The 23,831-nt window shown below is 51.0% G+C and carries 16 protein-coding genes; 11 read left to right on the forward strand and 5 right to left on the reverse strand.

Annotated features, from left to right (window positions below):
* Nucleotides 1-32 precede the first annotated feature (32 nt).
* Both AC5FXQ_RS09140 and AC5FXQ_RS09145 read right to left on the reverse strand, forming a co-directional pair.
* Nucleotides 33-482, reverse strand: coding sequence for a PepSY-like domain-containing protein (locus tag AC5FXQ_RS09140; RefSeq protein ID WP_493602160.1), 450 nt, complete (start codon nucleotides 480-482; stop codon nucleotides 33-35).
* A gap of 148 nt (nucleotides 483-630) precedes the next feature.
* Nucleotides 631-1,896 carry a M16 family metallopeptidase gene (locus AC5FXQ_RS09145; protein ID WP_493602161.1) on the reverse strand — a complete coding sequence of 422 codons (1,266 nt, stop codon included), beginning with the start codon at nucleotides 1,894-1,896 and terminating at the stop codon, nucleotides 631-633.
* A 297-nt stretch (nucleotides 1,897-2,193) separates the two neighbouring features.
* Here AC5FXQ_RS09145 and AC5FXQ_RS09150 point away from each other — a divergent pair, with 297 nt between their 5' ends.
* The 9 genes from AC5FXQ_RS09150 to AC5FXQ_RS09190 all read left to right on the forward strand — a co-directional run bounded on the left by AC5FXQ_RS09150 (nucleotide 2,194) and on the right by AC5FXQ_RS09190 (nucleotide 14,626).
* Nucleotides 2,194-4,173 (forward strand): alpha-ketoacid dehydrogenase subunit alpha/beta, encoded by a 1,980-nt coding sequence (locus tag AC5FXQ_RS09150; protein WP_493602162.1) that lies wholly within the window; start codon nucleotides 2,194-2,196, stop codon nucleotides 4,171-4,173.
* 35 nt (nucleotides 4,174-4,208) lie between these two features.
* On the forward strand, nucleotides 4,209-4,412 hold the full coding sequence (locus AC5FXQ_RS09155; RefSeq protein WP_493602163.1) for a hypothetical protein: 204 nt from the start codon (nucleotides 4,209-4,211) through the stop codon (nucleotides 4,410-4,412).
* Nucleotides 4,413-4,466: 54 nt separating this feature from the next.
* A complete protein-coding gene (locus AC5FXQ_RS09160; protein ID WP_493602164.1) occupies nucleotides 4,467-4,823 on the forward strand; it encodes a hypothetical protein in 357 nt (118 codons plus the stop codon).
* A 16-nt stretch (nucleotides 4,824-4,839) separates the two neighbouring features.
* Nucleotides 4,840-5,181, forward strand: a complete 342-nt coding sequence (gene ytxJ, locus AC5FXQ_RS09165; RefSeq protein WP_493602165.1) for a bacillithiol system redox-active protein YtxJ — start codon at nucleotides 4,840-4,842, stop codon at nucleotides 5,179-5,181.
* A 194-nt stretch (nucleotides 5,182-5,375) separates the two neighbouring features.
* Entirely contained in the window at nucleotides 5,376-6,074 is a 699-nt protein-coding gene (locus AC5FXQ_RS09170) for a hypothetical protein (protein ID WP_493602166.1), read from the forward strand.
* Between the two features lie 132 nt (nucleotides 6,075-6,206).
* Nucleotides 6,207-7,109: a lipoyl synthase gene (lipA, locus tag AC5FXQ_RS09175; protein WP_493602179.1), complete on the forward strand. Its 903-nt coding sequence runs from the start codon at nucleotides 6,207-6,209 to the stop codon at nucleotides 7,107-7,109.
* A 496-nt stretch (nucleotides 7,110-7,605) separates the two neighbouring features.
* Nucleotides 7,606-11,658, forward strand: a complete 4,053-nt coding sequence (locus AC5FXQ_RS09180) for an ice-binding family protein (RefSeq protein ID WP_493602167.1) — start codon at nucleotides 7,606-7,608, stop codon at nucleotides 11,656-11,658.
* Nucleotides 11,659-11,689: 31 nt separating this feature from the next.
* Nucleotides 11,690-12,625 carry a PorP/SprF family type IX secretion system membrane protein gene (locus AC5FXQ_RS09185; protein WP_493602168.1) on the forward strand — a complete coding sequence of 312 codons (936 nt, stop codon included), beginning with the start codon at nucleotides 11,690-11,692 and terminating at the stop codon, nucleotides 12,623-12,625.
* Between the two features lie 18 nt (nucleotides 12,626-12,643).
* Nucleotides 12,644-14,626, forward strand: a complete 1,983-nt coding sequence (locus AC5FXQ_RS09190) for an OmpA family protein (protein WP_493602169.1) — start codon at nucleotides 12,644-12,646, stop codon at nucleotides 14,624-14,626.
* A 98-nt stretch (nucleotides 14,627-14,724) separates the two neighbouring features.
* Here the strand turns inward: AC5FXQ_RS09190 and AC5FXQ_RS09195 are convergent, their stop codons facing one another.
* Entirely contained in the window at nucleotides 14,725-15,948 is a 1,224-nt protein-coding gene (locus AC5FXQ_RS09195; RefSeq protein WP_493602170.1) for a PQQ-dependent sugar dehydrogenase, read from the reverse strand.
* A gap of 154 nt (nucleotides 15,949-16,102) precedes the next feature.
* On the opposite strand from AC5FXQ_RS09195, the gene AC5FXQ_RS09200 reads away from it, so the two are divergent.
* Nucleotides 16,103-18,403 (forward strand): TonB-dependent receptor domain-containing protein, encoded by a 2,301-nt coding sequence (locus AC5FXQ_RS09200; RefSeq protein ID WP_493602171.1) that lies wholly within the window; start codon nucleotides 16,103-16,105, stop codon nucleotides 18,401-18,403.
* Nucleotide 18,404: 1 nt separating this feature from the next.
* Here the strand turns inward: AC5FXQ_RS09200 and AC5FXQ_RS09205 are convergent, their stop codons facing one another.
* Both AC5FXQ_RS09205 and gcvP read right to left on the reverse strand, forming a co-directional pair.
* A complete protein-coding gene (locus AC5FXQ_RS09205) occupies nucleotides 18,405-19,007 on the reverse strand; it encodes a DUF4136 domain-containing protein (RefSeq protein ID WP_493602172.1) in 603 nt (200 codons plus the stop codon).
* A 167-nt stretch (nucleotides 19,008-19,174) separates the two neighbouring features.
* A complete protein-coding gene (gcvP, locus tag AC5FXQ_RS09210; protein ID WP_493602173.1) occupies nucleotides 19,175-22,093 on the reverse strand; it encodes an aminomethyl-transferring glycine dehydrogenase in 2,919 nt (972 codons plus the stop codon).
* Nucleotides 22,094-22,373: 280 nt separating this feature from the next.
* Here gcvP and AC5FXQ_RS09215 point away from each other — a divergent pair, with 280 nt between their 5' ends.
* Complete coding sequence (locus AC5FXQ_RS09215) at nucleotides 22,374-23,594, forward strand: NAD(P)-dependent oxidoreductase (protein WP_493602174.1); 1,221 nt, start codon at nucleotides 22,374-22,376, stop codon at nucleotides 23,592-23,594.
* The last annotated feature ends 237 nt before the right edge of the window (nucleotides 23,595-23,831 follow it).

Consider the following 23,831-nt stretch of genomic DNA (forward strand, 5'->3'; position numbering starts at 1 on the left):
CAGGCTTCTGATTAAATAAGTTTTGGCATTCGTTAATCCCAGTATGCCTGCTGTACCTGCTGGCCATCGGCGGAGTAAACCAGCTTTTCGTCCTTGGTATTGTTGTCCAGTTCAACCTGGTACAGCATTGTCTGGCCTTCCTCCAGTCGCTCGATGTCATCCAGACGATAGGCAGCATAGTCTGTGTTGATGGCTGCCCGCACAGCGTCCGGTAATTCAGACTCAGGTATATCCTGCTTGTGCTTTATCAGGCTCCCCGAGGCATTAAATAGTGCACTATAATCTACTTTGTTCACATCGAAATCAGCCTCGTAGTCTTCCCCTTTTTGTTCCCAGTCTATGTCAGTCGCTTCAGGAAAACTGCTGAGCAGTGTTTCTTTTACAGCAGCAGGTACGTCGTCAGGATTTACGTCATCTGAGTTATTATCACAAGCAAATAAGGTGCTTGCCATAAAAAGCATAGCAAATGCAGTCTTTTTCATTTTCTTCAATTTAGGTTTTGCAAATCGGTTGTATAGTATGTTACGGACCGATTTTGGAGGAATTCTGAAGAAGTGGGGTATATTTTAAAAAGAAAAAGCGGCTGCAGTTCTCACCACAGCCGCTTCAATTTAGAATCTTATTCCTTGTCTATGCCTCCTGCTCCACAGGCTGGGCCTTCTTTTCCGCCTTATAAAGCAAAGTAGAGCAATTGTTCGGATCAAGCACCTGTTTGGCGCAGCGCAAAATGTCCTGCGGCGTCACGGCCTGAATCTTCGCGCCCTCGGTGTTCACGAAGTTCGCATCGCCGAGTAGCTTGCCATAGGCCAGGTTCATGGCTCGGTTCAGCAGTTCAATCTCTGAGAATACAATGGAGGTCTCCGCCTGGTTCTTCACCTTATTCAGTTCTTCTTCGTCCACCAGTTTCTCCATCAACTCTTTATTAATAGCTTCGATGGCGGCATTGGCTTCCTGCAGGTCCACGTCTTCGTTGAGTTTGCCTTGGATTATGAGCAAGCCCGGTTCGATGGAGCCGGTCACGGAGGCGGAAATGGAGTTAAACAGTTTCTGCTCTTTTACCAGCTGCTCATACAGGCGCGAGGACTTGCCACGGCCCAGTATGTCGCTGATCAGGTCTACGGCGTAGTAGTCCTCGTGTGTGCGGTGCGGCATGTGGTAGGCTTTGTAGATGGCGCTCAAGGGTACGTCGGCGCTGGTTTCGAGCACACGTGGTGCCTGCTGCTTCGGCTCGTAAGGTATAGCGCGCTCGTACTTCTCGCCGGCAGGTATAGGGCCGAACCATTTTTCGGTCAACTCCTTCGCCTTGTCAAACGTCACATTACCGGCCACCACCAGTATGGCATTGCTTGGGGAGTAATGTTTCCTGTGGAACGCTTTCACGATGTCCATGGTCGCGTCTTCGATGTGGGCGATTTCCTTGCCGATAGTTGCCCACTTGTACGGGTGCTGCTCGTAGGCCAGCGGGCGCAGCTTCAGCCACACGTCGCCATAAGGCTGGTTCAGGTAGTTCTGCTTGAATTCCTCTACTACGACCTTGCGCTGTACTTCCAAACCGTGATCGCTGAAGGCGAGATCCAGCATGCGGTCCGACTCCAGCCAAAAGCCTGTTTCGATGTTCTGGGCTGGCAGTGACAGGTAATAGTTGGTGATGTCGGGACTGGTGAAGGCATTGTTTTCTCCGCCCACGCGCTGCAGGGGCTCGTCGTATACCGGGATGTGCTTGGAGCCGCTGAACATCAGGTGCTCAAACAGGTGCGCAAAGCCGGTGTGCTGCTCTTCCTCGTCGCGGGAGCCCACGTCGTAGAGCACGTTTAGCACGGCCATCGGGGAGGTGTGGTCTTCGTGCACGATCACACGCAGGCCGTTATCCAACGTAAATTCCTGAAACTGTATCATAATCTTCTTCTCTTTAAAGGGCGGCAACCCATGTTACCTTTGCCTGATTTCTTTCCTGTCTTTTCTTTTTCAACAGGTATACCTTGTGCCCTGTTCAATCAAAACCCGCAAATACTTGCAGGCCTGACAGGTTTTCTGTAGCTTTTGCTTTTTTTACGGACTTCCGGACGTCGCTTGTTGCGTAAGCCGGAGCCGGTAAGGCACGAAGTACCGAACAAATTTATAAATTAGCACCATAATCGGCGGCCTAAGCAAACGTTATGCTGCCATATCACAACGAATTTTCCGCATCATAAGATGAATTATAATCGCAAAGAATATTCTGACGACGAACTGATCGCCTTATATAAAGGTATCCTGAAACCCCGCATGATCGAGGAGCGCATGCTGGTGCTGCTGCGCCAGGGCAAAGTGAGCAAGTGGTTCTCAGGTATAGGGCAAGAGGCTATCTCCGTAGGCTCGGCCATGGCGCTGGAGTCAGACGAGTACATTCTGCCGCTTCACCGCAACTTGGGTGTGTTCACGAGCCGCGAAGTGCCATTGGACAGACTCTTTGCGCAGTTTCAGGGCAAGAAGACCGGCTTTACAAAGGGTCGCGACCGCTCTTTCCACTTCGGCTCCAACGAGCACCACATCGTAGGCATGATCTCGCACTTGGGGCCGCAGCTGGCGGTAGCCGACGGTATAGCTTTGGCTGACCTGCTCGATAATAAAGAAAAAGTGGCGCTGGTGTTCAGTGGCGACGGCGGTGCCTCCGAAGGCGACTTCCACGAAGCGCTGAACGTGGCGGCTGTCTGGAACCTGCCGGTTATCTTTATGATCGAAAACAACGGCTACGGCCTTTCCACACCGAGCAACGAACAATTCAAGTTCAAGCACTTCATCGACAAAGGCCCGGCTTACGGTATAGACGCCTTGCAGATCGATGGCAATAATATAGTGGAAGTATACGACACGGTGCGACAGGCTGCCTACAGCATGCGCAAGAACCCGCGCCCGATGCTGATCGAGGCCATCACCTTCCGTATGCGTGGGCACGAAGAAGCCAGCGGTACCAAGTATGTGCCGCAGGAGCTGTTCGAGAAGTGGTCGAAAAAAGATCCGGTGGAAAACTTTGAGAAGTACCTGCTAGATGAAGTGATCCTGACCCCGAAAGCCATAGAAGGTATACGCGAAGAGATAAAGGCTGAGATCGAAGAAGGTCTGCAGACTGCCTTTGCGACGCCAATGCCAGAAGCAAATCGTGAAGAAGAAATAGAGGATATGTATTGTCCTTTCGAGCAAGAGGTGATCAAACCTGCTTCGGATGCCAAAACCGAGAGGCGCTATGTAGACGCTATTTCCGATGGTTTGCGCCAAAGCATGGAGCGCTACCCGGAGCTTGTGCTGATGGGGCAGGATATTGCCGAGTACGGTGGCGTGTTCAAAATTACAGAAGGCTTTATTGACCAATTTGGCAAAGACCGCGTGCGCAATACCCCGCTTTGCGAGTCGGCCATTTTAGGTATAGGCTTGGGTATGTCCGTGAAAGGCAAGAAAAGCATGGTGGAGATGCAATTTGCAGACTTCGTGAGTGCCGGTTTCAGCCAAATCGTGAACAACCTGGCCAAGAGCCATTACCGCTGGGGGCAAAATGCCGATGTGGTGGTGCGAATGCCAACAGGCGCTGGTGCCGCTGCGGGGCCGTTTCACTCCCAGAGTAACGAGGCCTGGTTTTTCCATACGCCGGGTCTGAAGATCGTATACCCGTCTTCGCCTTACGATGCTAAGGGCCTGTTGAACGCGGCCATCGAAGATCCGAACCCGGTGATGTACTTTGAGCACAAGCTGCTGTACCGTTCCATCTCACAGGAGATTCCGGACGACTATTATACCATCGAAATCGGCAAAGCCAAACTGGTAGCCGAAGGTTCCGACATTTCTATCATCACCTATGGCATGGGCGTGCATTGGGCCAAGCAACTGCAGCAAGAGATGACCGACATCAGCTTCGACATACTGGACCTGCGCTCACTACTCCCTTGGGACAAAGAAGCCGTGCGCGATACTGTGGCCCGCACCGGCCGCGTTATTATTCTGCACGAAGACACCATGACCGGAGGTATAGGAGGCGAGATTGCGGCCTGGATCGGCGAGAACTGCTTCGAGCTGCTCGACGGCCCGGTAACAAGGGTTGCCAGCCTGGACACCGCCGTGCCATTTGCGCCGCCGCTGGAGCAGGAGTTTTTGCCGAAGCAGCGCCTGCGCGAGAAGGTAGAGAGCATTATGGCATTTTAGCAGAAATTAGAGGAAATACACGTATATTGCTTGTGATGCAGAAAAGTAGATATTGGGTACTGGGCCTGCTGTGCATAGCACTGCTATTTGGTTCAGGCTGCCAGCGCAAAGGTATACCTTGCCCGAAGCCCGGAAAAACGTCCAAAGTATCGGGGAAGAACGCCTCCGGGCTTGAAGCAGTGCGGGTAGACATGGACAAAAACGGCCGCGTGAAGAAGAAGCGAATGGGAATTTTTTAGGGGAGCAACCCCTATTCCCGAATTCAGTATAACAACTGTAGATGGAAAGCTGTTATGGAAAAGTTGGGATTTGATAAGCAAACAAAACGTTTGGTAGTGCTGACAGGTATGCTGTTTTTAGCGGCCTGGCCTGCATTTGGTCAGATCAGCTATACCATGACAGACAAACACGGTCGCCTGATGCGTCAGGCGCTGCGGGAGGCCAATCAGGTAGAGGCAGCCACTTACAAGGATACCCACCTGAACATGGAGGCTTATACCTTGAAAAAAGGTGAGTCTGGCAAAGTGAGACGGCGCCCGATGCTGGGGTTGCTCAAAACGAAGCATGATGGCACGAAAGAGGCCGTGCAGCGTGACCCGGCTGACCGCGAGAAAAAGAAATTCAGGCTTTTCCGGAAGAAGGAAAAGTAAACCTAACCAGATAGCTATGAATTGGCATCCGCTTACAAGCGCAGAGCAGTTAGATTCCATTATTGAAGAGTCGAAGCACACCCCGGTGGTGATATTTAAGCATAGTACGACATGTTCTATCAGCTCCACTGCCAAAAGCAGGCTGGAGCGCCAGTGGGATGGTGCCGGTGTAGACCATATTAAGCCTTACTACCTTGACCTGTTGCGCTACCGACCGGTTTCAAACGAAATAGCGGAAGTGTTTCAGGTACAGCACCAGTCGCCCCAACTGCTGCTCATCCAGGATGGTATGTGCACGTATGATGCCTCGCATTTGAGCATCAGCATTGACTCGATGAAGAGGAGCCTGGCGGCCTGATATAGCTGTGGCGTAAATCCGGCCTCATCGATAACCTGTATTCCTTGATAGTAGCCATCCTGACCGGAGTTGTAAGCTGGGCTGTATGGCTTCGAATGCCTGATACCTGCCTGCTTTTGGTTCTGGCCTTTGGATAGAACATACCTAACCCAAATTGTATAAAGGTGGCAAGAAACCTGTTACTCACAATTGCTATGACACTGCTGCTGGTTTTGCCGGCTACAGCTCAGTCTGATGATGACTTTAGCAACGAACTCAGCTACGGCATCAACCTGAATTCGAACGGCGGCCTGCTGGGCGGCGTGTTTGTGCGTAGCTCCTGGTTCATGAAAGAACGGCTCTACCGTTTCGGCGGTCTCGAGATCGTGGAGATCAAACATCCGAAAGAGAACAGGCTTTACAACCCGGGCTCAGGCGACCACTTTATCGCAGGCAAACAGAACCACTTCTTTTCGGTGCGCCCGCACTATGGGCTGGAGCATGTACTGTTCCGTAAAGCTGCCGAAAGCGGCGTGCAGGTGAATGCACTGGGCGCAATAGGTCCTTCGCTGGGGCTGCTCATACCTTATTACATCCGCTACGACTATGCCGGCGGCCTGGGCAGTGACATACGGACAGAGGCCTATGACCCGAATAAGCACTTGAGCTTCGAAAACACGCTGGGCAATGCGAACGTGCTTACTGGCCTGGGCGAAACGAACATCAATCTGGGTGTGCACGCCAAGGCAGGCCTGAGTTTTGAGTACGGCCGCTACCGCGAGAGCATTACAGGTGTAGAAGTGGGTTTTATGGTCGAGAAGTTCTTCAAAGACATGGTCATGATCCCGCAGACCGAGAACTACAGCCTGTTTACCTCCGTGTACCTGAACATCTACTACGGCCGTCGCAAATAAGAGGGGCTGAGAACAATTCCCTGCAATTGCTTGTTGAGAGGAAAGCACCTGGTGATGGGCACATAGCCTTAATTTCCGGATGCTTTTGCTGAAGTCTTAACGCATTATACCTATCTTTGCAGCATGGATGAAATGATGACACTTCCGGTAATACAACCCAATGCGAAGCCCGAGGGGCTCAATGCTTTGGGACAGCCCCGCAAGCCAAACTGGCTGCGCGTAAAGCTACCGGTAGGGAAAGAGTATGCAAAGGTTAGAAGCATCGTAGACGAGTATAAGCTGCATACCATCTGTGAGAGTGGCAACTGCCCTAACATGGGTGAGTGCTGGGGAGCCGGTACAGCTACTTTCATGATTCTGGGCAATGTGTGTACACGCAGCTGCTCTTTCTGTGCCGTGGCCACAGGCCGCCCTAACGAATACGACGAAGACGAGCCGCGCCGTGTGGCTGAGGCCATACAGCTAATGGGCGTGAAGCACGCTGTAATTACCTCTGTGAACCGCGACGAACTCAAAGACCGCGGTGCCACCATCTGGCACGAAACCGTGCGGATGGTAAAAGAACTTTCTCCTGCCACTACTATTGAAACTCTCATCCCTGATGTGAAAGCCAACTGGGATGCCCTGATCACGATGATCTCTCCGGGCCAGGAGGTGGTGTCGCACAACATGGAGACAGTGAAAGAGCTATACCGCCGTGTGCGACCACAAGCTAAGTACGACCGCAGCCTCGAGCAAATCAGGCGCACGAAGGAGTATGGCAAGCGCACTAAAACCGGTATCATGCTGGGGCTGGGCGAAACCCGCGAGCAGGTATACCAGGCAATGGATGACTTGGCGGCCAATGGTTGTGATATCCTGACGCTGGGTCAGTATCTGCAGCCAACCAAGCTTCATATTGAGGTGGCTGAGTTCATTCACCCGGATTTATTTGATCATTACAAAGAAGAAGGATTGAAGCGTGGAATCAAATATGTGGAGTCCGGTCCGCTGGTGCGCTCTTCCTACCATGCTGAGCGTCACGTGCATGTATAGGCTCTGTTAAGTTATTAACTTTCAAAGATTTTTTAGAAAGTTTAATTTAATTTAAAAAGTGCCCTGTCGGGAAGCAAATCCTGATAGGGCACTTTTTTATTGTACTACTTTCCTTCCCTAAATTTCCCTATTCTAATTAAAAAATTTTCAGTTCCTTTGTCCGCCTATATAACAAAAGGTGTATAAAAGCAGCATTTTGGCAACTTAAAGGTTGTTGAATTAGTATATTCGAATATTTAGCTACAAATACACTTATATATGGCCATATTCTGAACATTGCACTGGAAAAGCAGATTCCTAAAAAAAATATTTGCAGGAGTCATATTAGAATAGTCTTACAAGATTACTGTTATAACATTTTATTTAAAGATATATATTGTATTTTTTATATTGTATTAAACTTATCTCGAATATATAAGTATCAGGATATAGTAAAAGATTATGAAAATACATTTATATTTATGCCTGATTTATTACGCTTTATTACATATCCCCTATGAGTAGAATTTTACTGCTTCTCACCCTTTTTCTGACTGCCACCACCACCCTTAGTTTTGGGCAGACGGAAATCAACCTGGGCCGCGTGAATAGGTTCATTGCTTTAGCCAATGAACAGATCGTCGTTAAAGGCCCCGACAAAACATGGATCCGCGGTGACATCGGCATCAGCCCTGGCAAAGTAATTATCGGAGAGGAATTTCTTGAGGTAACAGGCAAGAAAGAGAAGGGGACAGAACTGGCTGCAGAGGCAATGGTCGATGCAAACAGACTGTACCAGGAGCTGATGGCCCTTCAGGAAGTGGAGAACCTGAATCCCAATTTAGGTAATGGACGTGAAATTTATCCTGGAGTATATAGCATCACCGGGGATGCCACGATCAGTGGTATCTCGCTACTCGTGTCACAGGGTGGCAGTTCACCAATCTTTGTTTTCAAAATCGACGGTAACCTGAGAGTGAATCCGGGAGCGCTTAGCTTGTCCGGTGTAGGTGTAGAGACTAAGAATATCTACTGGGTAGTCGACGGTGACGTAGAAATCCTGGCTCCTAGTAGTCTTTATGGCAATATCATCGCTACAGGTGATATCACATTCGGGAAAGGTGTATCCCTGTACGGCAGAGCCATCTCCATAGGGGGCACTATTTATTTCGAAAACAACCCTACTGTACTTCAGAACGTGACGAATGCCGACCTGACAGTAGAGAAAAATGTAGATAACAAAGACGTATCGCTGGGTTCGCGCGTGACCTACACCATTACTGCCAAGAATAACGGTCCGGGTATAGCCCGCAACGTGGTTGTGAAAGAGCGGATACCTTCTGGTTTGAGACTGGTAGAAGTAAAACCAGCTACAAAGGGAAGTTACGACCAGGAGAAAAACGAATGGGTGATTGGCGACATGGGGGTAGAGGAAACTCAGAGCATTCGCCTGGTATTTGAAGTGATTGGCACAGGTAACATCCGAAACGAAGTCATTATTATTGGTGATAATCCAGATCCGAAACCGGGTGATGAGGAAGACGATGAAGAAGTTGTACTTCCAAACCTGAGCTTGACAAAACGTATAGTTGATGCAAAAGCAAGCTATAATCTGGGCGATGTGATTGCCTATGAAATTAAGATCGTAAACACATCTTCAAAAGAGGAAAAGAATATTAATGTCAGCGAGCAGCTGGCGAGTGGACTGAAATATGTGCGTCACGAGGAGACTCCTGGCAGTACCTATAATCCAACTACAGGCATCTACAACATTCCTACGCTTGCCGGTAATACGTCAGCTACGTTGATTGTATATGCCGAGATTGTAAGCACAGGCAACATCCGCAACGTAGCCACCATCATCGACCGCCCTGATGATAAAGACCCGGATGACAATGAAGAAGAGGTAGAGATCATTCTACCGGACCTGGGTATAACCAAGAAAGTCGTTGATCCGAAGGAGGAGTATAAGATAAACGATGTGGTAGCCTACGAAATCAAGGTTTCGAACAACGCCTCTACGCCTCAGACAAATGTTAATGTGCGTGAACAGTTGCCACAGGAGCTGGAGTATGTGCGTCATACTGCTACCAACGGAACGACTTACGACGCCTCGACAGGTATATTCAACATCCCAACATTGGCAGGAAATACTTCTGTTACACTGGTTGTGTATGCGAAGATTGTTCGTACGGGTGCTATCCGCAACGTAGCCACGATTATCGACCGCACTCCGGACAATGACAAGGACCCGGATAACAATGAAGAAGAAGTAGTAATCCTGCTGCCAGACCTGGGCGTAACAAAAGAACTGGTGAATGCCAAGGCTGAATACATGGTCGGCGAGATGGTGCAATACCGCATTGTGGTAACAAACCATGGCGCAGCATCAGAAAAGAACATTGTGGTAGGTGAGAAACTGCCAGAAAGTCTTTTATTGGTAGACTTCACTGTAAGCAATGGCGCTTCCTACGATCCGGCTACCGGAGCATTTAAAATCCCTTCACTGGAGGCAAAAGCTACTGCTGAGCTTGTTATCAATGCTCAGCTTGTGAAAGCAGGTCTTGTACGCAACATTGCTCGCATCATCAGCAGAGATACGACAGATCCAACTGATCCGAACAATCCAGGCGATCCTAACAACCCGGGAGATCCAGACGACCACAAGGATTCTGACCCTGACAATGACGAGGACATTGTAGTGATTCCGGATGTGAAGTGTAACCCGAATATTGAGCTATCAATTGTAGAGGCGCCAACTTCAGTTTGCCGTGAAGGTGAGCTTACTTTCAAAGTAACATCGGATGTGATTGGTGGCACTTATACCTGGACGCTGCCAAGTGGCTGGAGAACAGTAAGCAAATCAGAAGACGGCAGCACCATAACGGTACAGGCGGGCACCGCATTGGGCAACCAGGTAGTTAAAGTGACAGTGAACACGCAGTGCAAGGATGTAAACAAGACGGCTGAAACCACAGTGAATGTGATCGGTGAACCAACCGGAGTGGCTATAACCGGAGCCGGTGCCGTGTGCTTCAACAGCAATACAGGTATAGCCCTAAGCGCCGCTTCTGTAGAAGGACTTACTTACAAGTGGACTCTGGGTAGCAACCTTGAGTTTGTGGAAGACACAAACGATGCCGGCACAAGTGTAAGTGTTCGACCTAAGGGCCAAAGCCTGGCGGGTGGCAAGGTATACCTGACGGTGACCAACGCCTGCGGATTCAGCACAACAACCGAAGCAACCATTATCGTGACACCTACTCCGGCGGTGCCAACTGCCATCATCGGCAACGTGGACCTGTGCGAGGAAGAGGAAACAACCTTCAGCACACCGGTAGTGGCGGGAGCCAACAGCTATACCTGGACCTTCCCGGCAGCTGACTGGACTGTAGTAAGTGAGCAGGAAAATGGCAGAATCATCCGAGTGAAAGTTGGTAAAACAGGAGGTCAGATCAGCGTGAAAGCCGGCAACGACTGTAGCGCAAGCGATGCCTTCAGCCGGGAAGTAAAAGTGACGAACAAACCGACAGCACCATCCATAGCCAGCACGGCTACGACGGGATGTATCGGGGCTACGCTTACGTTCAGCATACAATCTCCGGAAGCAGGCATGACTTATACCTGGGCAGTGCCGCAAGGCTGGAGCGCCAACACGCTGACAGGTGAAAGCATTATTGTAACAGTGGGTGAGACAAGCGGTGACATTGAGGTGTACGCTACCAATACAGTGAAAAACTGCGGTGCGGGTGCTGTATCCAAAGTAGCTGTTTCGCCAACGCTGAAGCCGGCGACACCTGGCGCGATCAGCAGTAACATGAATGTGTGCCTCAACAGCACGGGCAATTCCTTCAGCATCGAGGCTGTAACTGGCGCTACTGCCTACGAGTGGGAAACTACCGGTGGTCTGACGATCGAAGGAGCCAGCAACGGCACGAGCATTACAGTGGCTGCTGCCGAGACAGGCGGTACCGTGCGTGTAAGAGCTATCAACGGTTGCGGTAACAGCGACTGGTCAGTGCTTCAGGTTGATATCACCATGCCTCCTGCTCCAGTGACCCGCATCACCGACAACAGCAGCGTCTGCGAAGGTCTGATTTACACTGCCGATCCGGTAGAAGGAGCGACTTCCTATACCTGGACGGTAACAGAGGGCTTCACCATCGAGTCTGGTCAGGGTACGGCCACCATCAAGGTAAAGGCCAGCAGCCCGACTGCAACAGGCCGCGTGAGTGTGATTGCCTACAACGGCAGCTGCCGGGGATCTGCTGAGTACAGCATCGACATGGACGCGAAAGTAGCCGACGGTCAGCTGGAGTTCCCGAAAGCCTTTAGCCCTAACGGTGACGGCAAGAACGACACCTGGCTGGTGAAGAACCTGGAGAAGTTCCCGGACAATGAAATGGTGATGTTCAACCGCTGGGGATCCGAGGTATTCAAGCAGAAGAACTACAAAAACGACTGGGCCGCCAAGGGGCTGGAACAAGGTACTTACTTCTACAAGGTAAGGGTGAAGCTATGCGATGGCAAGTACCAGGACTACAGCGGCTACGTGACCATCTTCCGATAAGCGAGTGCATTCATTTGAAAATTTTATTACCATGAGAATACTTTATACCCTGCTGGCGCTGCTCTTCACCTTTGCAGCTAATGCCCAGCAAAACCCGCAGTACTCGCAGTACATCTTCAACAGTATGGCCATCAACCCGGCCTATACCGGTACCAAAGGTGTGCTCAACATCAACGCCTTCCACCGTTCGCAGTGGACAGGTATAGACGGAGCGCCTACTACACAGGCGCTGAGTGTAGACGGCCTGACCAGCCACGAGCGATTGGGCCTGGGCCTGAACTTCACACGTGATAAGATCGGTGCCTACTCTACTACCTCGGCTTATGCCAACGCAGCGGCCCGTGTGTCGGTGAGCGCGCGTGGAACGCTGAGCTTAGGTATAGCGGCTGGTGTGGTGCAGAGCGTAATGGATGGTGCGGAGCTAGGTGTACCGGATGATCCGAGTATCCCTTCAGGCAGAGATGTGTTTTACAGACCTGATGTGAAGCTGGGCGTCTATTATAATACATCACGCTTCTACGCTGGCCTTTCCGCATCCGACCTGATCCAGTTCAAGGACGTTTTCCAGATCGAGCCGGTTCGCCACTATTACTTCACAACAGGTTATGTGTTTGATGTGAGCAGCTTTGTAAAGCTGAAGCCAAGCGTGCTGATCAAGGAAGACTTCAATGCGCCTGCCAATGTGGACTTGAATGGCTTCGTGCTGTTGGGTGACCGTCTGTGGCTGGGTAGCTCATACCGCACCAGCATGAACCTGTTCAACAAAAACCCGGAAGCCGATCCTGTGACGAAGCGTACCGCCGTGGCCCTGATCGCCGAACTACAGGTAACCAACGCTTTACGCCTGGGTTACTCTTACGACCGCATGCTCAACGACCTGAGCGGTTTTCAATCGCACGAGATCTCAGTAGGTTACTACTTCTTCAAGAAGCAGGACACGAAAATGCTGACGCCGCAATACTTTTAATATTAGCTCTTACCGCATATGAATTTCAGACATATACCCTTATACCTTACTGCTGCCCTGATGCTGGGTGCAGCCCCTGTGGCCGAAGCGCAGCAGGAGCTTCGCAAAGCAAACAAGCACTACGAAAAGTTTGAGTTTGCGCTGGCGCTGGAGCAGTACAAAAAAGCGTCGGAGAAGCGTAAGCCGGATGTGAAAACGGCTGAGCGCATTGCCGACTCTTACCGCCTGACACGCCAGACCGTAGAGGCAGAGCATTGGTATGCGCAGGTGGTGGCCATGCCAGGCCGTGACCCGCAAAACATTTACCATTATGCAGAAGCGCTGCGCAGCAACGGCAAGTACGAGGAAGCCAAGCAACAGTACATGCAGTGGGCTGAGGAAGTACCGCAAGTGGAGGAGCGTGCCCAGCACCTGATGGCCTCCTGCGACAAAGCCATGAACTGGGTAAACCAGAAAATGCCACTGGCCGAGGTGCAGCGCCTGACCGGACTGAATGCCCAAGGCTTCTCTGACTTCAGCCCAATGAACTACGGCAAAGATGCGATCATTTTCACATCAGACCGTGGTGTAGATCAGGAAGGAAAATCAGCCGGAACCTATGGCTGGACCGGTCGCCCATACCTGCAGCTCTTCATGGCCAGCCGCGATGGCAACGGCAACTGGGGCAAACCCACTGCGCTGCACGAAATGATCAACGACCAATACCACAATGCCACGGCATCGGCAACGGAAGACGGGCAGACGCTTTATTTCACCCGTACGCAACTCGTGCAGCAACGTAAGTCTGGCAATGCTGACCCAACCAGTTGGGTAGACAAGTCGCAGGTGCAGGAGTACATCAACCGACTGGAAATTTACTCATCACAGAGACGCGGCACCACCTGGACAGAAATCAAGCCTTTTGCCTTTAACAATGTAACTGAATACTCAGTAGGCCATCCGGCCCTGTCACCTGACGGTAAGATCATGTACTTTGTGTCAGACATGCCGGGAGGTATGGGCGAGACGGACATCTACTATACCCTGCGTCAGCCTGATGGTAGCTGGGGAGAGCCTGTAAATGCCGGTATCCTGATCAACACACCGGGTCGTGAGAGTTTCCCTTATGTGGATCAGAATGGAAAACTGTACTTCTCGTCTGACGGACATATGGGAATGGGCGGGCTTGATATTTTTGCAGCCGAGGGCAAACACGCTGCCTGGACGGCCGTGAACAACATGGGCCATCCGATCAACTCGTCGAAGCATGACTATGGTATCATGTTCAACGAAGACGAAGAAACCGGTTTGCTGTCGTCTAACCGCGAAAGCAGCAACGGCACCGATGATATCTTCAGCTTCAAAGTACTGCAAAAGCCTGTTGTTATAGCTGTGACTACGCTGGAGCGCAAGCAGAACGAGCAGAAGAAAAACGTGCAGCTCCCATTGCCGCAGGTGCAACTTGTAATCGCGCAACAGAACCTGAATGATAGCAGTACAGTTCTGACAAACACGAAGGGGCAGTACTTTATGGATGGACGTAAAGGAAACTCCTATGTCATGCAGGGCTCGAAGCAAGGTTACCTGAATCAGCACTCGCTGGTAGTAGTGCCAAAAACAGCTCCGGACACCCTGCAGGTAGCCATGGTGTTCGACAGAGACGAGAAGAACGTAGCCATTGTGCTGGAGAACATCTACTACGACCTGGACAAGTGGGATATCCGTTCGGATGCTGCCAAAGAACTGGACAAACTGGCCGAGGTGCTGGTGGCAAACCCGACGATCAAGATTGAGCTGAGCTCACATACCGATAGCCGTGAAAGCCTGAAGTACAACCAGGTGCTTTCAGAACGAAGAGCTCAGGCTGCCGTGGATTACCTGATCGAGAAAGGTATAGCCAAAGACAGACTGACTGCCAAAGGTTACGGTAAGACAAGGCTGGTGAACAAGTGTACTGATGGGGTGTCTTGTCCGGAGGAAATGCACCAGCAAAACAGAAGAACTGAGTTCCGAATCAAGTAAGAACTCCCTTAACAGAATTTAAATTTTCATTAGCTTTCATAGTTTGGAAAGGCTCCGCAGATTCTACGGAGCCTTTTTTCATTTTCCAGCTATGAGCTTTAGCGTTTGTTGCGCTGATTTTGCTGCTGTTTACCACCGGTGTAGGCGATGCGGTATACCACCCCATTTGAGTCATCAGTCACCAGTAGTGAGCCATCGGTGTGGGTGGCTATACCTACCACACGGCCAAACTGAGATTTGTTATCATCTACCAGAAATCCGGTAACGAAATCCTCAAATTTGCTTGGCTTGCCATTTTCGAAACGGAGGCGCACCACCTTGTATCCTACAGGTTCGCTGCGGTTCCAGGAGCCGTGCATCGCAATAAAAGCATCGCCCTGGTACTCCTGCGGAAACTGCTGTGCTTTGTAAAAGATCATGTCGAGAGCAGAGGCGTGGGCAGTATAGGTTAGCAAGGGGTATTTGGTTTTCTTCTTATACTCTTCATAGCTCATGTCCTTGGGTTGGTCGCCGGGGTTTTCTTTTCCTTCACCATAGATGTAGGGCCAGCCATAGTCAGCACCTTCCTCAATCTTGTTCAGCTCTTCGCGTTGCTCGTCATCACCCAGCCAGTCTATGCCATGGTCCATGCCGAACATTTCGCCGGTCTGCGGGTGCCAGTCAAAGCCGAGTGTGTTTCGCAGGCCTTTGGCGTATACCTTACGGTTTTTGCCGTCGAGATCAGCTTGCAAAATGGTAGCGTGCTCCTCGTTGGGCTCATCGCAGGAGTTGCAGGTACTGCCGATGGAGATGTACAGCTTGTTGTCGCGGCCAATGCGTAAGGTGCGGTTGGGGTGCTGTCCGCCATCGGGCAGGTCGTCGACGAGCAGTTGCAGTTCGGACAGTGAGCCGTCTTTGTTGATGTTGGCAGTATAGAGTTCCTTGATAGTAGCCAGCCATACCTTATTGTCGCGGATGGCAATGCCGTGCATGTGCTCTTTCGTGGCCACTACTTTTTGCTCATCGGCCTTACCGTCTTTATTTGTGTCGCGGAGCATGGTCACGGTGCCTTTGTCGCGGTCAGTCACGTAGACCACGCCATCGTTACCCACAGCAATCATGCGGGGCTTATTGAGGTTTTCGGCAAATTTTGTGATCTGGAAGCCGGCTGGTAATTTGAGCTGCTTCACGCGGGCATCCGTTGCCTCAACTCGTGCAGGTTTAAAGATGTGACCTTCTACGGAGGCACTAATGGGCTTCTCACCTCCCTGAGCCATTGCCGTGGTGCTTGTTAAGGTGAGTGCCAGAGCAAGTGAGGTAGCTATTGTAAGTGTTTTCTTCATAGTTATGGTTAGGTTTGGTTCACAGGTATGGTTTGTATTTTGATTTAACCGAATGCCAGCTCTGATTGTTACAATCGGGCAGAACATAGCAATTCCTGCATAAATCTAACCCTCGGAAGGTATAACCCGTTTTGTTAGCAGCTAACTTGCACACATGAATCCATTATTACTCCTGCTCCGATCCCTTTCTCTGACTATCCTCATGCTTCTGCCTTTTCTGAGTTACGCCCAGCAACAGGTCAATGGCCAGGTACTTCACGCCCAGACCCGCCAGGCGCTTGAAGGTGTGACGGTTACAGCCAATACAGGCGAACAGACGCTAACTACTACTTCCGGGCGCTTTGATTTGTTGGTTGCAGATCAAGCGACTTTTCTGCTTATTTCGCACATTGGGTACAAAGCTGATACAGTTTTCTTACAGCGCATTCAGCCAGGTATAGCACTTCGGGTATACCTGCAGCCATTAACTGCAAGTCTTTCGGAGGTGGTCGTGACGGGTTATGAGAGCAACCGGCCTTTGCTGGAAACAGCCGGCGCCTTGAGTGTGATAGACCGGGAAGTGATTCAGCGTTTTGATGAAAGCTCGCTGGTGCGTGCCGTAAATACAGTGCCGGGGGTGCGAATGGAGGAGCGGGCCACAGCCAGCTACCGGCTTTCCATCAGGGGCAGCAGTTTGCGCTCGCCCTATGGTATTCGTAACGTGAAGCTATACCTGGGCGAGATGCCGCTTACCGAATCGAATGGCATCACCAACCTGAACCTGTACGATGCGGCAAACTTTAACAGTATGGAAATATTGAAAGGCCCGGCAGGCAGTATTTACGGAGCAGGCACAGGCGGGACGGTTTTGTTGGAGCCCCGTAGAGCAGCTCCCGGTGAGAAGGCGTTTCAGGCAGGTACTACCTTTGGCTCGTTTGGCTTGCAGCGCTATACCGCCAGTGCCAGTCTGGGCAGCGAAAAGCAGAGCCTATACCTGCAGTATACCCGCCAGCAACTCGACGGTTACCGGGAGCAATCCGGTATGGACCGCGAAACGCTTCTGCTGACCTCTACCTTCAAACCATCAGACAAAAGCACGATCCAGGCGAACCTGATTTACTCCGACCTGTTTTACCAGCTGCCCGGGGGACTGACGCAGGAGCAGTATGAGCAGGATCCACGGCAGGCACGGGGCGGGATGTTCGGGAGTGTGGTGCAGAATGCTTCGATGAACCAGCAAGGTATAAACATCGGTCTGTCGCAGGAGTACCGCTTCAGCGACAACTGGAAAAACACGACCGCCCTGTATGGCCTGTTCCGATATAGAGACCATCCTTTCAACACCGATTACGAGCGCAACACCAATCAGGAGTATGGAGGCCGAAGCCGCTTTGTCTACAATACCCAGCTTGGTTCCGCAGCTACTACGGTCACCTTCGGAGGCGAATACCAGCGCGGTTTCGAGGCCGCCCGCACCTACGACAACAACCGGGGCCGTACTGACTCGCTGCGCACCGACGACGAAGTGCTGGCCAAAACCGGCTTGCTGTTTACGCAGGCTGAGCTCGAGCTACCCGGCAACTGGATCGCAACGGCCGCACTCAGTTTGAACGACACCCGGTATGAGATCACCCGCCTGCACCAGGCCCCGGGTGGTGGTACATACCAGTATACCCGTGATTTCAGTGCGGTGCTTTCGCCACGGATTGCTTTGCTCAAGCGCCTGACGGAGCAGGTATCGGTGCACGGCAGCGTGAGTGCAGGTTTTTCGCCACCTTCTGAGGAAGAGTTGCTGACCTCCGACGGCGCCCTCAACCAGGAACTGGAGGCGGAGAAAGGCATCAACTACGAAGCAGGTATACGCGGCTATGTCTTGGCCAGAAAGCTGAGCTTTGATGTGGTAGCTTTTCACTTCCGGCTGCGTGAAACAATTGCGAGTCGGCAGGATTTGTCAAGTATCGCCGTTTTCCGAAATGTGGGGGCCACTTCACAAAGTGGTCTTGAAGCCGCCTTAGGCTATACCTTGCTCGAAGATGCTACGCAGCCCGTGAGTTTGCTCAAAGTTTGGAGCAGCTATACCTACAGCCACTTCCGTTTCCGTGATTACCAGAAAGACGACACCGACCTGAGCGGCAACCAACTCACCGGCATAGCTCCGCATACCTTAACAGCCGGCCTCGACCTGGCTACCCGCTTCGGGCTATACCTGCACCTGACGGCAAACTATGTAGACGAGATCCCTCTGACGGATGAAAATACGGTTTACGCCGATGCCTACCTGGTGGCAGGAGCCCGCCTTGGGTTGAGAAGGGAATTGGGAAATCAGTTTGCGCTGGACATCTTCGCAGGCTCTGAAAACCTGACGGATCAGAAGTATAGTCTGGGCAACGACCTCAACGCATTTGGCGGACGCTACTATCAACCAGCTTCACCGCGTAACTACTACGGCGGCTTCAGCTTGTCTTATCGACTATAAGTTACCGTGAAATCGGTCTGTCGGATGCTGGCATGTTAGGTGGATACTGCGATAGGATACTGATGATGGATCTTCTGATCCTGCTTTCATCTGTCTGTGTTACGATGATGTCTCCCTCTGCCACACCGCGCCATACCAGTTGATTGGTGCTGGCCGATATCAGATCGATCAGCATAGTGCCTGGCGTGTATTGGGCTACGGGTCTGAAGTCAGGGAAATCAGCTGTGTTATAGTTGAAGCGGTAGCCGAACCAATAGGCGTATCCAAAATCAGGTGAGGCAATAGCTGCGTCCTGTGTCACTGACACATCATAAGCGACCAGTAAGTCTGGATTTTCGACGTCAAGCAGCATACCTTTCTTAACCAACTCAGCTGCGATAGCATCGCGCACCCGCCTGTCCAACAGCGGCTCGTACAGATTGGGATCTGCGGAGGTATTGGCCATCTCCGGTTCCAGCAATGCAAAAGTGCGGTATATCTGGAAATCCACGCTACGGTCGTAAGTGCTGTCTGCTACTATAGAAGGTATACAGCCGCTCAGGCCGAGCAGGATAGCAGGTATCAGGTATAGCAAATGCTTCAGATTGGGTATAGCGTATCGCATAGCGCTGTCGATTTAGGTATAGAATCATTTCTAAAACAGGTATACGGTGCGAAGCAGGCAGTAGGTATAGCCAGGTATAAACAGGTATAGCAGTAGAGACCAGCGCGGCTAAAACAAAAAAGCCTGACCACTGGGGCCAGGCTTTTCAGGTATAAATTTAAGACGTATTAGCCGATAGCTACCATCTCATTTTCATTCTCGTTGTAGGCTTCGATCGGAGCGCAAGAGCACACCAGGTTACGGTCGCCATAAGCGCTGTCGATGCGGCTAACAGTTGGCCATATCTTGTTGTCGCGCAGGAAGGACATAGGGAATACCGCTTTCTCACGTGAGTAAGGGCGCTCCCAGTTCTCTACCATCGCCACCTTCAAGGTATGCGGTGCGTTCTTCAGCACGTTGTTTTTCTGGTCAGCCTTGCCCGCTTCGATCTCACGAATCTCCTCACGGATCGAGATCATCACGTCGCAGAATCTGTCCAGTTCTTCCTGTGCTTCTGACTCGGTTGGCTCCACCATCAGCGTGCCAGCTACCGGGAACGATACGGTTGGCGCATGGAAACCGTAGTCCATCAGACGCTTCGCGATATCTTCCACCTCCACGCCGAACTTCTTGAACTCGCGGCAGTCAAGGATCATCTCGTGTGCGCAACGGCCGTTCTTGCCAACATAAAGCACCGGATAGTGTTTCTCCAGACGCGCCTTGATGTAGTTGGCGTTCAGGATTGCCACCTTCGTCGCTTCCGTCAAACCTTCGCCACCCATCATCGCGATGTAGGCATAAGAGATTGGCAGGATAGAAGCAGAACCCCAGGGAGCAGCCGAAATAGCGTTGATTGCTTCCGGACGACCTAAGTCAACCACAGCGTGACCAGGCAGGAACGGAGCCAGGTCTTTTACCACACCGATTGGACCCATGCCAGGACCACCACCACCGTGAGGGATGCAGAACGTCTTGTGCAGGTTCAGGTGACACACGTCAGCACCAATATGCGCTGGCGAAGTCAGGCCTACCTGGGCATTCATGTTGGCACCGTCCATGTATACACGGCCACCGTTATCATGTATCACCTGGCAGATCTCGATAATCGACTCCTCGTACACACCGTGTGTGGACGGATACGTTACCATCAGGCAAGACAGCTCATTTTTATATTGCTCTGCTTTTGCACGCAGGTCAGCCACGTCAATGTTGCCTCTTTCGTCGCACTTCACAATCACCACTTTCATGCCGGCCATTACAGCAGAGGCTGGGTTAGTACCGTGTGCAGATGAAGGGATAAGCGCTACGTTGCGGTGATGATCACCACGTGACTCATGATAAGCACGGATCACCATCAGACCAGCGTACTCGCCCTGCGCACCTGAGTTAGGCTGCAGCGACATCGCGTCGAAACGAGTGATCTCACAAAGCCAGGCTTCCAGGTTCTTGAAGATCTCAGCATACCCTTGTGTCTGGTCGGCAGGAGCGAATGGGTGCAGCTGACCGATTTCTGGCCAGGTTACCGGAATCATTTCGGCCGTAGCGTTCAGTTTCATGGTGCAAGAGCCCAAAGAGATCATGGAGTGAACCAGAGAAATGTCTTTGTTCTCCAGGTGCTTCATGTAGCGCAGGATCTCGTGCTCTGAGTGGTGCTTGTTAAACACCTCGTGCGTGAGGTACTCGCTCATACGGATCAGTTTATCTGACCAGGTGATCTCTGTCTCTTCCGGCAGTTCGTCTATGCCCAGCACATCAGCGGACTTGCCTGCTACTTTCGCAAACACCGCCAGAATCGCTTTCACGTCATCCAGGTCAGTGTTCTGGTGCAGGGAAATACCGATGGAGTTTTCTTCGAAATAACGGAAGTTGATGCCCGCTGCCTCTGCTTCAGTACGGATGGCATTTTTCATGTCAGCACTTTCCACCGCAATTTTCAGCGTGTCGAAATATTGCTCGTTCAGCTGCTCGAAGCCAAGGGCTTTTAAACCTTTCTCGAGTTGCTGTGCTAAAGAGTGCGTATTCAGACCGATGTACTTCAGGCGACGTGGGCCATGGTATACGGCATACATACCCGCGATTACCGCCAGCAGTACCTGTGCGGTACAGATGTTAGAAGTCGCTTTCTCACGACGGATGTGCTGCTCGCGTGTCTGCAAGGCCATGCGGTAGGCTCTGTCACCAGCGGCATCCACCGAGATACCGATAATACGGCCTGGGATTACACGCTTGAAAGCATCTTTTGTAGCAAAGTAACCTGCGTGCGGACCACCAAAGCCCATTGGCACACCGAAACGCTGCGTAGTACCTACCACGGCGTCAGCACCCATCTCACCGGGAGGTGTCAGGAGCGTCAGCGAAAGAATATCAGCAGCCACCGCTACCAGCATTTCCTGCTCGTGCGCCTTGCTGATGAAGTCTGTATAATCGAAAATGGCACCGTCGGCAGCAGGATACTGCACCAGGGCACCAAACAAAGTCTCGTCAGAGAAATTCACTTCACGGTGGTCACCGATTACCAGCTCAATGCCGATAGGAATGGCACGCGAAGAAAGAATATCAATCGTCTGTGGCAGCACCTGGTTCGAAACGAAGAAGCGGTTCGCATTCTTGCGTGTGCCTTTGCGCTGGGCATAGAACATACCCATTGCCTCGGCAGCGGCGGTTCCTTCGTCCAGCAGCGATGCATTGGCAATCTCCATACCGGTCAGGTCCATTACCATCGTCTGGTAGTTGATCAGCGCCTCCAAACGGCCCTGCGCGATCTCAGCCTGGTAGGGGGTATAAGCGGTATACCAACCCGGGTTCTCCATAATGTTGCGAAGAATCACAGGAGGCATGATGGTGTCGTTGTAACCCAGACCGATATACGATTTGTATACCTTGTTCTTTCTGGCGATCTCACCGAATTGCTTCAGGAAGTTAGTTTCAGAAAGAGCCTTTGGCAGGTTCAGCGGCTTCTTAAGTCTAATGGCGGCCGGTACGGTCTCCTCAATCAGTTGATCCAGCGAGTCTACCCCGATGGTTTTAAGCATGTCCTGCATTTGCTCTTTGTCCGGACCGTTGTGGCGCTCCTTAAAAGTGTCAGCAGGTTTTGTTTTAAGTATCATAATGATGAAGTATTGATTGGGAATTTTGGGATTTTCTTTTCCAGTGGAAGACAAGCCAAAGGCCCTCTTTCTTTATTTCTGCAAAAGTAATAGTAATTGTTTATTATATTGAAGCATGAAAGCTAAATAGTTCTGAATGTGGTAGCTTAACGCTGTAGCCGCCCCTGCTATATAATATAAGGTAAAACAGACAGATAAGGCAAAAGCGATTTGGCGAGGCGCCGACACACTCAGATTTTGAAACATAATTTTCTACATAACAATTCAGAAAGAAGCACCTATGAAAAAAGTTAAGATCGGGATCATTAAAGAAGGCAAAATACCAGTAGACAAACGCGTACCGCTTACCCCTAAAAAATGCGTGGAAGCCATGCAAGCGTTCCCAGACGCCGAGGTGTTGGTGCAACCGAGCGACGTACGCTGTTTTACCGATGAAGAGTACGCGGAACTAGGTATAGACCTGCAGCAGGACCTGAGTGATTGCGACGTGCTGATGGGCGTAAAGGAGGTGCCTGTAGACCAGCTGATCCCGAACAAAACTTACTTCTTCTTTTCTCACACTATTAAAAAGCAGCCGCACAATGCCAAGCTCCTGCGGTGCGTGCTCGACAAGAACATTACTTTAATAGACTACGAGCTCCTGACTAATGCACAGGGGCAGCGGGTAGTGGCCTTCGGCAGGTATGCCGGTATAGTAGGCGCTTACAATGGCATCCTCACCTATGGCAAAAAGTGGAAACTATTCGACCTGAAGCCCGCCTACCTCTGCCACGAGATGGAGGACATGCAGGAAGAATACTTTAAAGTGAAGCTGCCACCGATCAAGATAGCCGTAACAGGCGGTGGCCGGGTGGCAGGCGGCGCGATGGAAGTGCTCGACAAGATGGGCATCAAAAAAGTGAGCGTATTCGACTACTTATATAAGCAGTTCAAAGAACCCGTGTATGCCCAGCTGCATTCCGGTGATTACAACAACCGCCCCGACGTGGAGGTGTGGGACTCACCTGATTTCTACGCACACCCGGAGCTATACCAATCCACGTTCCGCAAGTTCACTAAAGTAACCGACCTGCTGATGGCCTGCGCCTACTGGGACCCTCGGGCACCAAAACTCTTCACGGAAGAAGACACACGTCAACCCGACTTCAAGATCGACACCATTGCCGACATCACCTGTGACGTGGATGGATCTATACCTACCACCAAGCGGTCTACTACTATAACTGATCCTGCTTATGACTACAATCCGGAGACGGGCGAAATTGAGCCAGCCTATAGCAGAAGAGAGAACATCACGGTTATGGCTGTTGACAACCTGCCATGCGAACTACCCCGCAATGCCTCCCGCGATTTTGGCCGCCACCTTATAGATAATGTGTTCTCTCAGTTCTTCAATGATGATGAGGGCGGCATGCTGGAGCGGGCAACAATAGCCAGGGGAGGAGAACTGACCGAGAAGTATAAATACCTGCAGGAATATGCAGAGGCAGCGGTAGTGTAAAGAAAAGCATATAGCATTATTAAGCTCTATACTAGCAGCAGATTAAAACACGAGAGAGAGGTGTAGCCAGATTAGTGGCTATACCTCTTATTATATAAGGAGAATCAAGAGAGGAAAAGCAGTCAAAAAGGTAAAGTAAAAAGGTAAAGAATGAAGCTGAAGAAACTTTTTAAAAACTTTTAAAATTTTAATGGTGCAACTCAGATAGTTAGAAGAAACCATTGCGAAACATAGGCT

The sequence above is a fragment of the Pontibacter sp. LHS1 genome (genome assembly GCF_058932855.1).